Here is a 13,866-nt window from a genome sequence, read left to right as displayed (position 1 = left end):
GGACGCACACGCTGTGCGCAGAGGCTGGTTTATCAGTGTCGAAGGCATCGATGGCGCGGGCAAGTCCTCGCACATCACGGCGATGGCCGAGGCTTTGGAGCAGCAGGGCCATGCAGTGGTGCTGACCCGCGAGCCAGGCGGCACGGCTTTGGGCGAGAAATTGCGCGCGCTGCTGCTGCACGATGAGATGGATGCACTGAGCGAGACCTTGCTGGCCTTTGCCGCACGCCGCCAGCATTTGCGCGAGGTGATTGTGCCGGCGCTGGCGCGCGGCGCCAGCGTGGTCTGCGACCGTTTCACTGATGCGACCTTCGCCTACCAAGGCGCAGGCCGCGGGGTGGAGCTGAGCTGTTTGCAGCAATTGGAGCAATGGGTGCAGGGCGATTGGGAAGTACCAGCTGGCCCGCTGGCAACGGCCCCATCGACTGCCTTGCTGGAGCCCGATTGGACATTGTGGTTTGATGTGCCAGCCGAGGTAGCCGCAGCGCGCTTGCACAACGCGCGTGAACCAGACCGGTTTGAGGCCCAGGCGCGTACATTTTTTGAGCGCGTGGCAGCTGGCTACGCCAAGCGTGCACAAGCGCAGCCGCAGCGCTGGATTCGCATTGATTCGAATCTGGAGCGCGAGGCCGTGCGTGCGCAAGTACTGGCTGCGCTGCAGGCGCGCGGCGTTCTGACCAAGGAGTCCTGAGAATGGCGACCCGTTCGGCCCCAGCCCGCGCCCCAGTGCCTGCGGCCCCCGAGATGCCTTGGCTGCCCGCCCAGCTCAATGCTTTGCTGGCCCAGCAAGGCCATGCCCTGCTATTGGAGGGGCCTTCAGGCTTGGGCCAGTTTGCTTTGGCCATGGGCTGGGCCAAGGCCTTGTTGTGCGAGGCGCATGCGCTGGGCACGCCGCTGGCACCGGCCTGTGGCGTGTGTGAGAGTTGCCACGCAGTGCAGGTGCATACGCACCCGGATTTACTCGTGCTGCTGCCTGAGGCCATGCAATTGGACTTGGGCTGGAGCAGTGCCGACACGGACAGTGCCAGCGAAGCCAAGCGCAAGCCCAGTCAAGAGATTCGGGTCGAGGCCATGCGCAAGATGATCACGTTTTGCCAACGCACGGATGCGCGTGGACGTGGCAAAGTGGTGGTGGTTTACCCGGCTGAAAGCATGAATACGGTGACAGCCAATGCCTTGCTCAAAACACTGGAGGAGCCGCCTGGAAACTCGCGTTTTGTGCTGGCCACCGAGGCTTCGCACCGGCTGCTGCCAACGATTCGCAGCCGCTGCCACAGCTGGAAAATGGCCTGGCCAGCCGATGCCGAGATCCATGCCTGGCTCAGCGCGGGCCATAGCACCGCCGAGCAGGTGCAAGGTGCCATGCAGGCCAGCGGTGGTCGACCTCAGAATGCCTGGGAATTGCTGCAGTCTGGTTTTGAGCCGCAGGCCTGGAGCCAGTTGCCCAGGCAGTTGCTCCAGGGGCAGGCCGGTTTGTTGGCTGCTGCCTCGCCCAGTCAAACCATTGCTGTTTTGCAGCAGCTGTGCCATGACGTGATGGCGATGGTGGTTGGGGCTGTGCCTCGTTATTTTTCGCAGGACTCGCTCAAGCCGTTGGTGGCGCATCTTGGTGCGCAAACTGGCGAGACCATTACCCAGCAATTGCAACAAGGCGGCCAGTCGCCGCGCCAGCGCACCTTGGAGCGCTTGGCGCAATGGTCGGTGGATTTGCAACAAGCGCAGCGCACCAGCGAGCACCCATTTGCCCCGGAGCTGATGTTGACCGCCTTGCTGGACCAGGCCAGTCAAGCGCTGCAGGCCAAGCGTTAAGCGAGCGCTGCCAATCGCTGTGCTGAAGCAGCCGCCCGCGTGCGTAGTACACTGCAACACGGCTGGCGTATAGCAGGTTGGCCTTATCCATCTGTGCTGTCCGCCAGGTGCTGGCCTTGTCCCCTCAGTTTGTCCAAGGTATGCCAATAGCGCCAAGTTTTTTGCTCTTTTTTGCATCTTTATGAACGCCACTCCAGAAGACTCCAGCAAAGCCACGCGCCCCAGCGTGATTCAGCTCAATATCAAAGAGAAGGCTGCGCTCTATGCCTCGTATATTCCGCTGTTCAAGGAAGGTGGCATTTTTGTGCCCACCGAGCGCGACTACAGCATGGGCGACAGCATTTTCGTCATGTTGTCCTTGCCCGAGGACCCGCGAAAATACGCGATTGCAGGCACGGTGGCCTGGATTACACCCAGTGGCACGACCGGTGGCCGTGCGCGCGGGGTTGGTGTGCGCTTTCCTAATGATGACAAATCGGCCGAATTGCGCGCGGCGATTGAAAGTCGCCTGGGGGCCGCACTGACCTCAGACAAGCCCACGCACACGATTTAAGCGCGCAGCTTGTGCCGGGCTCGGCCAGGCGCTGATGGCCCTGGCAAAGCTGTTTCCATTTTTCCCATTTTGACCTTGTGAGTGCCATGCTGACCGACTCCCACTGCCATTTAAGCCATGCGCAACTGGCAGGCCAACTTGACCAAGTGCTGCAAGAAATGCAGCAAGCAGGTGTCAACCGGGCTTTGTGCATTGCCACCACACTGGAAGAGTTTGAGCGCGTGCATGCGATGGCGCTGCAGCATGCCAGCTTGTGGTGCTCGGTGGGCGTGCATCCCGACAACGAAGGTGTACGCGAGCCCGATGTTGAGACCTTGAGCCGCCTGGCTGGCTTGCCGCGCGTGCTTGGTATCGGTGAGACCGGACTGGATTATTTTGACATGGCTGGACGCAAAGGCGGGCGCAGTATTGCCGATCTGGAGTGGCAGCGCGAGCGCTTTCGCGTGCATATCCGTGCGGCGCAGCAAGTGCGCAAACCTTTGATCATCCATACCCGCAATGCAGCGGATGCCACGCTGGAGATTTTGGCGCAAGAAGGCGAAGACGGGCGCAGCTCGCAAGCGGGCGGGGTATTCCATTGCTTTGCCGAAGACCTGGCTGTGGCGCGCCGTGTGCTGGATATTGGTTATTACGTGTCTTTCGCTGGCATTGTGACGTTCAAGAATGCCCAGGCGTTGAAGGAAGTGGCGCGGTATGTGCCACTGGATCGCATGCTGGTGGAAACCGATAGTCCCTATCTGGCGCCGGTGCCACACCGCGGCAAGCTTAATACGCCAGCCAAGGTGGTGCATGTGGCGCAGTGCATTGCAGAGTTGCGCGGCATCGAGTTTGGGCAAGTGGTGCAGGCAACGACTGTGAACTTTGATGCCTTGTTTGCTTGTGGAGCTGGGGCGACTTAAAAAGAAAGATGAGCAAGTACCTGTGGCGGCATCCTTCTCTTATGATGGATGCCGCTTGTATCGCGTAGTCCCGCCAGTGGTGGAAGGTTTTTCATGATGTTCAAACACAATCACGCCGTAACAAAAGGCGCTGTTCTGGCTCCTCGTCGCATGCCCCGTGTGATGGCATGTGCCCTGGCTGTACTGTTGGCATGTGGTGTTGCGCCAGTGCAAGCGCAGCCCTTGAGCGGCCAGAGTACAGATGCCGCCGCCCATGCCGCGCCAGCCCAACCATTGACAAAGCAAGAAGGTGACTTGTTCATCTACGTCACGCGTGACAATGCCAATACAGTGCGCCGCTTGCTGGAGCAAGGAGCCAATCCGAATGTACGCGATCAGAATGGCCAGACACCCATGACCTTGGCGCTGCAGCTGGGCAGTCTCAATGCCTTTGATGCGCTGATGGCCTCGGCCCAAACGAATGTGGAGTTTCGCAACAGCAGGGATGAAAGTCCGCTGATGTTTGCTGCTATTCGTGGCCATTTGGATGCGGTGACCCGTTTGATTCGCCAAGGGGCTCACGTCAACAAAACCCTGTGGTCGCCACTGCACTATGCAGCCGCGGGCGGCGGTGAGCAGCAGTTGGAGATTGCCCGCTTGCTATTGGCCAAGGATGCGTATATTGATCCGCGCTCGCCCAATGACACCACGCCTTTGATGATGGCTGCGCAATATGGCAGCGACGCCATGGTCAAGCTGCTGTTGGAGGCGGGTGCAGACCCGACGATGACAAACCAATTGGGTTTGACGGCGGCCGATTTTGCGGCCCGTGTTGGCCGCGATACCCTGGCACGACAGCTCAATGACAGTGCAGCGCAGTTGCAGCAACAGCGTGACCAACCACGCAAGATGACTCGATAAAGCGATCAGGCACTGGCTGGCGCAAGCGCTCTGATGCAGCTGGCCTGCATGCTTGCAATGCCTGCCCAGTGCGTGCTGGCAGGCATAGTCTGGAGACAATAGACCCCATGCATTGGGCAGATTTCTGACACTTGACTTCGGGCTTGACCGGCAGTGCAAACACTACAATCGGCGACTATGGCAACACAGACTAAAAACACTGCAGCGGGCGGCAATAGCGGCTATTCTGAGGGCTCGATCAAGGTATTGAAGGGCCTGGAGCCGGTTAAGCAGCGCCCAGGGATGTACACCCGCACCGACAACCCATTGCACATCATCCAGGAAGTGCTGGACAACGCCGCCGATGAGGCCTTGGCAGGCCACGGCAAAAAAATCCGTTTTTGCTTGCACGAAGACGGCTCGATCAGCGTTGAGGATGATGGCCGTGGCATTCCGTTTGGCTTGCACCCCGACGAGAAGGCGCCTGTAGTGGAGCTGGTCTTTACGCGCTTGCATGCGGGTGGCAAGTTTGACAAAGAGTCAGGTGGTGCGTATAGCTTCTCAGGTGGCCTGCATGGCGTTGGCGTATCGGTCACCAATGCCTTGTCAACCCGCCTGGAGGTGACTGTCTATCGTGATGGGCAAGTGGCCCATCTGGTGTTTGGCAATGGCGGTGAGGTGCTTGAGCCTTTGACGGTGCGGGCAGCGCAAAGCGGTGACCGCAAGCAAGGCACGACGGTGCGCGTGTGGCCCGATGCCAAATACTTTGAGTCCAAAGCCCTGCCAATGCCTGAGCTGCAGCATTTGCTGCGCAGCAAGGCGGTGCTGATGCCTGGTGTGACGGTGTCGCTGACCAATGAGAAAACCAAGCAAAGCCAAAACTGGCAGTACAAAGGCGGCTTGAGCGATTATTTGAGTCAAACCCTGAGTGCCGAGCCCATTATTCCGATGTTCGAAGGCGCAGGCTTTGCCGACAAGCACAACGATAGTTTTGCCTTGGGTGAGGGGGCCAGCTGGTGCGTGGCGTTCACCGAAGACGGCCAGCCGATGCGTGAGAGCTATGTGAACCTGATTCCAACCACTGCTGGCGGTACGCACGAGAGTGGCTTGCGTGATGGCCTGTTCCAGGCGGTCAAAGGCTTTATTGACATGCATGCGCTGCTGCCCAAGGGGGTCAAGCTGATGCCTGAAGATGTGTTCTCGCGCGTCAGTTATGTGCTCTCGGCCAAAATTCTGGATCCGCAATTTCAGGGCCAGATCAAGGAAAAGCTCAATTCACGCGATGCCGTGCGATTGGTGTCCAGCTTTGTGAAGCCGGCCATGGAGTTGTGGCTCAACGACCATGTCGATTACGGCCGCAAGATTGCCGAGCTGGCGATCAAAGCGGCGCAAACACGCCAGCGTGCCGGGCAAAAAGTGGAGAAGCGCAAAGGCTCAGGCGTGGCTGTATTGCCTGGAAAGCTGACTGATTGTGAAAGCCGTGACCTGGCTTACAACGAAGTGTTTTTGGTCGAGGGTGACTCGGCTGGCGGCAGTGCCAAGATGGGGCGCGACAAAGAGAACCAGGCGGTGTTGCCACTGCGTGGCAAGGTGCTCAATACCTGGGAGGTTGAGCGCGACCGCCTGTTTGCCAATAACGAAGTGCACGATATTTCGGTGGCCATTGGTGTGGATCCACACGGCCCCAATGACGAGGTGGACTTGTCAGGGCTGCGCTACGGCAAGATTTGCATCCTCAGTGATGCCGATGTGGATGGTGCGCACATCCAAGTGCTGTTGCTGACGCTGTTTTTCCGCCACTTCCCCAAACTGATTGAGGCGGGTCATGTCTTTGTGGCGCAGCCGCCGCTCTACAGCATTGCTGTGCCTGCACGTGGCAAAAAACCTGCGACCAAGCTGTATGTGCTCAGTGAGCAGGAGTTGCATGCGGCACTGGAGAAGCTGCGCAAAGACGGTGTGCGTGAAGGCGCCTGGAGCATTGGCCGCTTCAAGGGCCTGGGTGAGATGAACGCCGTGCAGTTGTGGGATACCACGCTCAATCCCGATACGCGGCACCTGATGCCCGTGCAGTTGGGCCTGTTTAATTTTGCGCAGACAGAAGGGCTTTTTACGCAACTGATGGGCAAGGGTGAAGCAGGTGCCAGGCGTGAGCTGATGGAGCTGCATGGCGATGATGTTGAGGTGGATGTGTGAGCTGCATGCAGGCGCAGCGCAAGCTTGCGCTGCCTGGTGTCTTGGTCAACGCCGCTGTCACGAGGTGAAGGGTCATGGGGCCATACTGATCGGGTCTCGTCCAAAGGTGGGGGCGATCGTTGGCGGCGGTTACTTGGTTGAATTGGGGTTGGTCTGGGCATTGCGCCTGGTATTTGGGGAAAAATGGAAATCGCTTTTTTATTGTTCGTTGTCACAGTGCTGTGGCTGGTTTTGCGAGCGCGATACCAGGCGCAGCGCATTGTATTTTTAGGCCAGCATTTGGCAGGCTTGCAGGTGGAGCGCCATATGGAGACGCTGACGCAAGGCTATTTGCGCGCCATTCGTGAGCAAGATGCGGTGCGACAAGAGCAGATTTGGCCTACTTTCGAGCCCAGTGAGCGCGGTGTGGCAGGGCAGGTCCAGCGTTTGGCTGAAGCCGTGGGGCAAGCCCCTGATGCCTTGACGCGCATGGGCAAATGGGCTTTGTGCGTGCCTTATGTCGAGCGTTTCATGTACTCGTCGACCTTGGATTTCAAACGTTTGTTGCAAATCCATGCGAGCGGTATACGTGCGGCGGTTGCTAATGAGCAGGGCCTGTCTGCCAAAGAGCGCGCTTACCAGCTCTCGGCCGAGCTGTTTTTGCTGCAGCATAGCTGCCATTGGTTTTGCAAGTCACGCACGATTGCAGATGCACGCCTGGTGGCGCGCCACAATGTCAACCGTGAAAAAGTGCTGACGGCGGTGTCGCCAGCCACGCGTGCAGCCTACCAACAGTGGCTCCAATCCTGACGGCGCGTTACGACGTGGCCGATCACGCCGATTGCAGGTTTTTGAAAATATCGGCTACAATTAGTGGTTAATCACGCCTCAGCTTTATTCCAGCTGCGGCGCATGTGGCAACGGGGCGCTTTGGAATGCGCCCTCAATTGAAGGAAAATCATGATTGCTTCGTCTATCAAAGCAGAAGTTGTTAAAGCCAATGCTCGTGCTGCCAATGACACAGGTAGCCCAGAAGTGCAGGTGGCTTTGTTGACAGCCCGTATCAACGAGCTGACTCCCCACTTCAAACAACACGCCAAAGACCACCACGGTCGCCGCGGCTTGTTGCGTATGGTGAGCCGCCGCCGCAAGCTGCTGGACTACCTGAAAGCCAAAGATGCTGAGCGTTACACAGCATTGATCGCCAAGTTGGGTCTGCGTAAGTAATTCGCACATGGTGCATGGAACGCCTGGGTTTGCTGTCGAGCGCTCAGGCGTTTTGTGTTTGTAGGTTTTTGTTTTTTCAGGGTGTGGGTGGAGCGAAGCTGTGTCATTCCATTGGGGTCGCCAGAGTAGGCGGTGTCAATGGAATGGCATCGTGTTCTGCGCATCGGTGAATTTCACCAGCTCTGGAGTGAGGTGCTCGGTCTACGCGCCCAATGGGCATGTGGGGCTGAGTGCATTTTTTGTATCGCTTGCTATCAACTCAAGGAGCAATGATGTCTATTTTTAATAAAGTCGTAAAAGAATTCCAATGGGGTGAGCACAAGGTCATCATGGAGACTGGCGAGTTTGCGCGCCAGGCCACTGGTGCTGTGCTGGTCAATATCGAAGACACGGTGGTGTTGGCTACGGTGGTTGCCAGCAAAAGTGCCAAGCCAGGTCAGGACTTTTTCCCATTGACCGTGGACTACATTGAGAAAACATACGCAGCAGGCAAGATTCCTGGCAGTTTTTTCAAGCGCGAAGCCAAGCCTAGCGAGTTCGAGACACTGACTAGCCGTCTGATTGACCGCCCGATTCGTCCGCTGTTTCCAGAAGGTTTCTACAACGAAGTGCATGTGGTGGTTCACACTGTGTCGCTGAATCCAGAGGTGGATGCCGATATTGCTGCAATGATCGCTGTGAGCGCGGCTTTGGGTGTGTCCGGCTTGCCATTCAATGGCCCGATTGGCGCCGCCCGTGTGGGTTATGTCAATGGCCAGTATGTGCTCAACCCAGGCAAAACAGCCCGCAAAAACAGCAGTCTTGATCTGGTGGTGGCAGGTACTGAGTCCGCCGTATTGATGGTCGAGTCTGAGGCTGACCAACTGACCGAAGACGTGATGTTGGCCGCTGTGGTGTATGGCCATGAGCAAGGCAAAATTGCCATCAATGCGATCCATGAATTGGTGCGTGATGCGGGCAAGCCGGAGTGGGATTGGCAAGCGCCTGCCAAGGATGAGGCATTTATTGCCAGCGTCAAAGGTCTGGCAGAAGAAGAGCTGCGTGCAGCCTACCAAATTCGCTCCAAGCAAGACCGCACGCAAGCAACCCGCGCTGTATACGCCAAAGTCAAAGAGAGCCTGACTGCCCAGGAAGTGGCATTTGATGCGACCAATGTCGACAATATTTTGTTCGACCTGGAAGCTGGCATTGTGCGTGGCCAGATTTTGGCCGGCGAGCCGCGCATCGACGGTCGCGATACCCGCACTGTGCGCCCCATCGAAATTCGCAACAGTGTGCTGCCGCGTGCACACGGCTCCAGCTTGTTCACCCGTGGTGAGACACAGGCTTTGGTGGTGACAACGCTGGGTACGGAGCGCGATGCGCAGCGCATCGATGCCTTGGCGGGCGAGTACGAAGACCGCTTCATGCTGCACTACAACATGCCTCCGTTCGCCACCGGTGAAGTGGGTCGCATGGGCTCGACAAAACGCCGCGAAATTGGCCATGGCCGTTTGGCCAAGCGCGCTTTGCAGGCTGTTTTGCCTGCCAAGGAAGACTTCCCATACGTGATGCGCGTGGTCTCGGAAATCACCGAGTCCAACGGATCTTCGTCGATGGCCTCAGTCTGCGGTGGCTGCTTGTCGCTGATGGATGCTGGTGTGCCTCTGAAAGCGCACGTCGCCGGTATCGCCATGGGCCTGATCAAGGACGACAGCCGCTTTGCAGTGTTGACCGACATCTTGGGTGATGAAGATCACCTGGGCGATATGGACTTTAAAGTCGCAGGTACAACTGCCGGTATTACCGCGCTGCAAATGGACATCAAAATCCAAGGCATTACCCGTGAAATCATGCAGGTGGCATTGGCGCAAGCCCAAGAAGCACGTCTGCATATTCTGGGCAAAATGAACGAGGCCATGGGTGAGGCCAAGGCTGAAGTCTCGTCTTTTGCGCCTAAGCTCTACACGATCAAGATCAATCCCGAGAAAATCCGTGATGTGATCGGCAAAGGTGGTGCCACCATTCGCCAATTGACTGAAGAAACAGGCACGCAAATCGATATCGCTGAAGACGGCACGATCACGATTGCCGCTGTTGACGGTGCTAAAGCCGATGAGGCCAAGCGCCGCATCGAAGAGATCACTGCAGAGGCTGAAATTGGCCGCGTCTACGAAGGCTCAGTGACTAAGTTGCTGGACTTCGGTGCTTTGGTGAACATCTTGCCAGGCAAGGATGGCTTGTTGCATATCAGCCAAATCGCCCACGAGCGCGTTGAAAAAGTCTCTGACTACCTGAAAGAAGGTCAAGTGGTCAAAGTCAAAGTGCTCGAGACCGATGACAAGGGTCGCATCAAGTTGTCGATGAAGGCGTTGCTGGATCGCCCTGCGCGCCAGGAAGCACCACAAGAGCCAGTGCAAGAGTAATTGCAGAAACCCAGTACTTTGACCTTTGAAGGTGAAGTCATGACAACAATGCAAGCGGTATTGCTGCGTGAATTTGGCGCTGCTGATATGTTGTATCTGGGCGAGACCTCTCGCCCGGCTGCAGCAGCTGGCGAGGTGCTCATCCGCGTGGCGGCAAGCGGCATCAATCGCCCAGACATCCTGCAGCGCACCGGCAATTACACCCAGCCCGCTGGAGTGAGCCATTTGCTGGGCCTGGAGGTGGCGGGCGAAATTGTCGATGGTGATTTGGTCGCACTGGCGGAGGCTGGTCTGGCCATAGGAGATCGCGTCTGTGCGTTGGTTGCAGGTGGTGGGTACGCACAATACTGCGTCGCCCCAGTCGCCCAATGCTTGCCAATTCCAGCGGGCCTGACGGATGTCGAGGCTGCCAGCCTGCCAGAGACCTTTTACACAGTCTGGAGCAATGTGTTTGATCGGGGCGCCCTGCAAGCCGGTCAAACATTGTTGATTCAGGGTGGAAGTAGCGGTATTGGAGTGACTGCCATCCAATTGGCCAAGGCCATGGGCGCTCGCGTGATTGTCACGGCCGGCAGTGAGGCCAAATGCCAGGCTTGCCTGGATTTGGGTGCGGATTTCGCAATCAATTACCGCGAGCAGGATTTTGTTGTGGAAGTGGCGGCAATGACGGGCGGCAAGGGTGTCGATGTCATTTTGGATATGGTCGCTGGCGACTATGTGCAACGCGAAGTGCAGTGCCTTGCGGAAGATGGCCGTTTGGTCATCATTGCGGTGCAAGGAGGTCTGAATGCCGAGTTCAATGCGGGTTTGGTCATGCGCCGCAGATTGACCATTACAGGCTCAACATTGCGTCCGCGTTCGGTGGCGTTCAAGGCGGCGATTGCCAAGAGCCTGCAGCAGCATGTTTGGCCTTTGCTTGCTGCTGGAGCAGTCAAGCCGATCGTGTATCAAGTATTCCCGGCCAGTCAGGCCATGCAAGCCCACGCCTTGATGGAGTCCAATCAGCAGATTGGCAAAATCGTGTTGACGTGGTAAGTGTGCAAACCCATTGAATAGAGGACAAGGAATGCCCCGGAAACTGGTGGTTGGAAATTGGAAAATGAATGGCAGTTTGGCTGCCAATGAAGCCTTGCTTGGTGCTATTCACGCCCAATTGGGTGCGGGTAGTGCGGCTGTGTCGGTGGCTGTGGCGCCGCCGCTGGTCTATGTGCCTCAAGTATCGCAGTGGCTGGCCGCGCATGGCAGCGCGCTGGCACTGGCGGTGCAAGATGTCTCGAATCAGTCTGTCGGCGCCTACACGGGCGATGTCGCTGCAGTGATGGCGGCTGAATTTGGGGTGACGTATGCGATCGTAGGCCACTCCGAGCGTCGTAAATACCAAGCGGAAGATGATGCGCGGATAGCGCAAAAAGCCGTTGCCGCTCAGGCTGCTGGCTTGACGGCCATTGTTTGCTTGGGCGAGACCTTGGAGCAGCGTGATGCAGGAGCTGCATTGCAGGTTGTACATGCGCAGCTGGCAGCAGTCCTCAAGCATGTGGACTTGGATCTGACGCGTTTGGTGGTGGCCTACGAGCCGGTGTGGGCGATTGGCACAGGCCGCACAGCAACGCCAGAGCAGGCGCAGGAGATTCATGCGGCCATCAGGGCGCAGCTGCGAGCGCAATCGCCGCAGGCGGCGGAACAAACTCCGCTGTTGTATGGTGGCAGCATGAATGCAGGCAATGCAGCTGAGCTTTTGGCGCAAGCAGATATTGATGGTGGTTTGATTGGTGGCGCCGCCTTGAAAGCGCCGGACTTTATGGCAATTGTGCAAGCTGCCGAGCAGGCTGCTGGCGTGGGTGCTGCTGAGTAAGCGCAGCCGCTGCGAATGGTGAATTGCTAATCTATTTTGAATATACAAAAGGTGATTGAGTATGAGTATGTGGATGACGGTCGTCTTGGCGTTTCAGATTCTGGCTGCCCTGACCATGGCCGGTTTGATTTTGGTGCAGCACGGCAAAGGTGCTGATATGGGGGCATCACTGGGCGCTGGAAGCGCTGGGAGTTTGTTTGGCGCCTCTGGCAGTGCCAACTTTCTCTCGCGCATGACAGCTTTGAGTGCAACCGTGTTCTTTGCTGCGACCTTGGTGCTGGCGTTCATGGCAGGCTCTGGCATGCAGCGCCCCAATACAAGCACTGGCTCTAGCGTGTTGGAAAATGCTACGTTCCCAGTTCCAGGTGAGACTGGTCCGGTCTCTGAAATTCCTGGAGCAGGTGCTACTGCTGCGCCTGCAGTGAATGTGCCGCCTGCGACTGGCAGTGCAACTGTAGACTCCATTCCAGACGCGGCTCCGGCTGCCAACAACGAGGTTGCGCCTGAAACGGCGCCTGCAGCGGATGTGCCTGCTGCGGCCTCAGGCGAGATAGCGCCAGCTGCAGGTGACGCGCCTGCTGCTGCAAGTGCGAATTGATTGGTATAGGTGTGGATGAGGTATTGAGGCGCCTGGCTCGTCAATAAGAGGGGAGGCGTCCTCAATTGCTGCGTACAACCCAACTAAAAGCAGCCTCTTGGTGAGGCTGCTTTTTTATGCCTTCAATGTCCGAACTGAGGTTTGTGTGATCAGTGGCGCGGGGCAGTGGTGTTGTGTAAAAGCTTGTGGGAGGCGTATGAAGCCCTGACAAAGGGTCGGCGCCATGGGGTATGCTCTGGCTGTGGCATGAAATTGGCAAATGGGCCAAATAATTAAAAATATTCATGCAGAATACTCAAGTCTTGTAGAGGGGCGTGGTTTTTGAGGTTAGAATTCTGGCTGTTTCGCAGGGTCACAACCCCTCTAGTTGCTCACGATGCAACTGCCTTGCGAGATGAGTGAAAATTAAAAAAGAAGCCGTCGTGGTGAAATTGGTAGACACGCTATCTTGAGGGGGTAGTGGCCCATGGCTGTGCGAGTTCGAGTCTCGCCGACGGCACCATAACCAGATAAAAAAAGTCCCGCTGCTAGCTTGTATGCTGCAGCGAAAAGACTTTGCACGATGGCGGCTATCCATGAATCTCGAACAATATCTACCGGTTTTACTCTTCATTCTGGTTGGTAGCGCGGTTGGGGTTTTACCTCTTGTTCTGGGGTGGATTCTTGGGCCAACAAAGCCGGATCCGGCTAAAAATTCTGCCTACGAGTGCGGATTTGAGGTCTTTGATGATGCGCGCATGAAATTCGATGTGCGTTATTACCTCGTTGCGATCCTATTCATTTTGTTTGATTTGGAGATCGCATTTCTTTTCCCATGGGCAGTTGCGTTGCGCGATGTTGGCTTGGCCGGCTTCGTTGCGGTGCTGATATTCCTGACAATTTTGGTTGTGGGTTTTGCTTATGAATGGGCAAAAGGTGCCCTGACTTGGGAATAATCAGATCTTTCTGATCTTGATTGCGGGCGTTCTCGCCAAGGAGTGCTAGGATGATTGAAGGTGTCCTCAAGCAAGGATTTGTAACCACGACCTATGATTCGGTTGCAAATTGGGCTAAGGCGGGTTCGCTGTGGCCGATGACTTTTGGTTTGGCGTGTTGTGCGGTGGAAATGATGCACACCGCTGCAGCGCGTTATGACTTGTCCCGTTTTGGTGCTGAGGTGTTTCGTGCCAGTCCACGTCAGGCAGACGTGATGATTGTGGCTGGCACCTTGTGCAATAAGATGGCTCCCGCGCTGCGCAAAGTCTACGACCAGATGGCAGAGCCGCGCTGGGTAATCTCGATGGGCTCATGCGCCAATGGCGGTGGTTATTACCACTACAGCTATTCGGTGGTGCGTGGCTGCGATCGTGTGGTGCCGGTTGATATATATGTCCCAGGCTGCCCGCCAACTGCGGAGGCTTTGATGTACGGCATTATTCAGCTACAGGAAAAAGTGCGGCGCACTAATACCATTGCACGTGTTTGAGGGGTGA

General features: G+C 57.0%; 14 protein-coding genes and 1 tRNA gene. All 15 read left to right on the top strand.

All coding sequences use genetic code 11. The features are described 5' to 3' along the window. Positions 1-13 precede the first annotated feature (13 nt). The 15 genes from tmk (at position 14) to E8K88_RS00520 (ending at position 13,859) form a co-directional block, all read left to right on the top strand. Positions 14-691, top strand: coding sequence for a dTMP kinase (tmk, locus tag E8K88_RS00590; protein ID WP_205879997.1), 678 nt, complete (start codon positions 14-16; stop codon positions 689-691). Positions 692-693: 2 nt separating this feature from the next. Next, positions 694-1,809, top strand: coding sequence for a DNA polymerase III subunit delta' (locus tag E8K88_RS00585; protein WP_240754238.1), 1,116 nt, complete (start codon positions 694-696; stop codon positions 1,807-1,809). A gap of 181 nt (positions 1,810-1,990) precedes the next feature. Beyond that, positions 1,991-2,362, top strand: coding sequence for a PilZ domain-containing protein (locus E8K88_RS00580; RefSeq protein WP_136404697.1), 372 nt, complete (start codon positions 1,991-1,993; stop codon positions 2,360-2,362). An 86-nt stretch (positions 2,363-2,448) separates the two neighbouring features. Further along, positions 2,449-3,261 (top strand): TatD family hydrolase, encoded by an 813-nt coding sequence (locus E8K88_RS00575; protein WP_136404696.1) that lies wholly within the window; start codon positions 2,449-2,451, stop codon positions 3,259-3,261. 222 nt (positions 3,262-3,483) lie between these two features. Continuing rightward, positions 3,484-4,161, top strand: a complete 678-nt coding sequence (locus E8K88_RS00570; RefSeq protein ID WP_168797204.1) for an ankyrin repeat domain-containing protein — start codon at positions 3,484-3,486, stop codon at positions 4,159-4,161. Between the two features lie 177 nt (positions 4,162-4,338). After that, the gene (locus E8K88_RS00565; protein ID WP_136404694.1) at positions 4,339-6,333 is read left to right on the top strand and encodes a DNA topoisomerase IV subunit B; all 1,995 of its coding nucleotides are present in this window, start codon (positions 4,339-4,341) and stop codon (positions 6,331-6,333) included. Between the two features lie 183 nt (positions 6,334-6,516). After that, positions 6,517-7,122, top strand: a complete 606-nt coding sequence (locus tag E8K88_RS00560) for a hypothetical protein (RefSeq protein WP_136404693.1) — start codon at positions 6,517-6,519, stop codon at positions 7,120-7,122. A 150-nt stretch (positions 7,123-7,272) separates the two neighbouring features. Continuing rightward, positions 7,273-7,539 carry a 30S ribosomal protein S15 gene (rpsO, locus tag E8K88_RS00555; protein WP_136404692.1) on the top strand — a complete coding sequence of 89 codons (267 nt, stop codon included), beginning with the start codon at positions 7,273-7,275 and terminating at the stop codon, positions 7,537-7,539. Positions 7,540-7,811: 272 nt separating this feature from the next. Next, complete coding sequence (gene pnp / locus E8K88_RS00550) at positions 7,812-9,944, top strand: polyribonucleotide nucleotidyltransferase (RefSeq protein WP_136404849.1); 2,133 nt, start codon at positions 7,812-7,814, stop codon at positions 9,942-9,944. Positions 9,945-9,992: 48 nt separating this feature from the next. After that, positions 9,993-10,979 (top strand): NAD(P)H-quinone oxidoreductase, encoded by a 987-nt coding sequence (locus E8K88_RS00545; RefSeq protein WP_136404848.1) that lies wholly within the window; start codon positions 9,993-9,995, stop codon positions 10,977-10,979. Positions 10,980-11,010: 31 nt separating this feature from the next. Beyond that, positions 11,011-11,796 (top strand): triose-phosphate isomerase, encoded by a 786-nt coding sequence (gene tpiA / locus E8K88_RS00540; protein WP_136404691.1) that lies wholly within the window; start codon positions 11,011-11,013, stop codon positions 11,794-11,796. 61 nt (positions 11,797-11,857) lie between these two features. Beyond that, positions 11,858-12,394, top strand: a complete 537-nt coding sequence (gene secG, locus E8K88_RS00535) for a preprotein translocase subunit SecG (protein WP_136404690.1) — start codon at positions 11,858-11,860, stop codon at positions 12,392-12,394. Positions 12,395-12,810: 416 nt separating this feature from the next. Further along, a tRNA-Leu gene (locus tag E8K88_RS00530) sits at positions 12,811-12,896 on the top strand. Positions 12,897-12,969: 73 nt separating this feature from the next. Next, entirely contained in the window at positions 12,970-13,329 is a 360-nt protein-coding gene (locus E8K88_RS00525; protein ID WP_136404689.1) for an NADH-quinone oxidoreductase subunit A, read from the top strand. 50 nt (positions 13,330-13,379) lie between these two features. Continuing rightward, a complete protein-coding gene (locus tag E8K88_RS00520; RefSeq protein ID WP_136404688.1) occupies positions 13,380-13,859 on the top strand; it encodes a NuoB/complex I 20 kDa subunit family protein in 480 nt (159 codons plus the stop codon). The last annotated feature ends 7 nt before the right edge of the window (positions 13,860-13,866 follow it).

This window comes from Lampropedia aestuarii (genome assembly GCF_004803635.1).
Taxonomy (GTDB): domain Bacteria; phylum Pseudomonadota; class Gammaproteobacteria; order Burkholderiales; family Burkholderiaceae_C; genus Lampropedia; species Lampropedia aestuarii.
Note: the sequence above shows the minus strand (reverse complement) of the source record. Positions and strands in the feature narration are given on the sequence as shown.

Excerpts from the sequence above, each read along its gene's own strand:
- E8K88_RS00585 (WP_240754238.1), top strand. The coding sequence starts at position 694 with ATGGCGACCCGTTCGGCCCCAGCCCGCGCCCCAGTGCCTGCGGCCCCC.
- E8K88_RS00580 (WP_136404697.1), top strand. The coding sequence starts at position 1,991 with ATGAACGCCACTCCAGAAGACTCCAGCAAAGCCACGCGCCCCAGCGTG.
- E8K88_RS00575 (WP_136404696.1), top strand. The coding sequence starts at position 2,449 with ATGCTGACCGACTCCCACTGCCATTTAAGCCATGCGCAACTGGCAGGC.
- E8K88_RS00565 (WP_136404694.1), top strand. The coding sequence starts at position 4,339 with ATGGCAACACAGACTAAAAACACTGCAGCGGGCGGCAATAGCGGCTAT.
- E8K88_RS00560 (WP_136404693.1), top strand. The coding sequence starts at position 6,517 with ATGGAAATCGCTTTTTTATTGTTCGTTGTCACAGTGCTGTGGCTGGTT.
- rpsO (WP_136404692.1), top strand. The coding sequence starts at position 7,273 with ATGATTGCTTCGTCTATCAAAGCAGAAGTTGTTAAAGCCAATGCTCGT.
- pnp (WP_136404849.1), top strand. The coding sequence starts at position 7,812 with ATGTCTATTTTTAATAAAGTCGTAAAAGAATTCCAATGGGGTGAGCAC.
- E8K88_RS00545 (WP_136404848.1), top strand. The coding sequence starts at position 9,993 with ATGCAAGCGGTATTGCTGCGTGAATTTGGCGCTGCTGATATGTTGTAT.
- tpiA (WP_136404691.1), top strand. The coding sequence starts at position 11,011 with ATGCCCCGGAAACTGGTGGTTGGAAATTGGAAAATGAATGGCAGTTTG.
- secG (WP_136404690.1), top strand. The coding sequence starts at position 11,858 with ATGAGTATGTGGATGACGGTCGTCTTGGCGTTTCAGATTCTGGCTGCC.
- E8K88_RS00525 (WP_136404689.1), top strand. The coding sequence starts at position 12,970 with ATGAATCTCGAACAATATCTACCGGTTTTACTCTTCATTCTGGTTGGT.
- E8K88_RS00520 (WP_136404688.1), top strand. The coding sequence starts at position 13,380 with ATGATTGAAGGTGTCCTCAAGCAAGGATTTGTAACCACGACCTATGAT.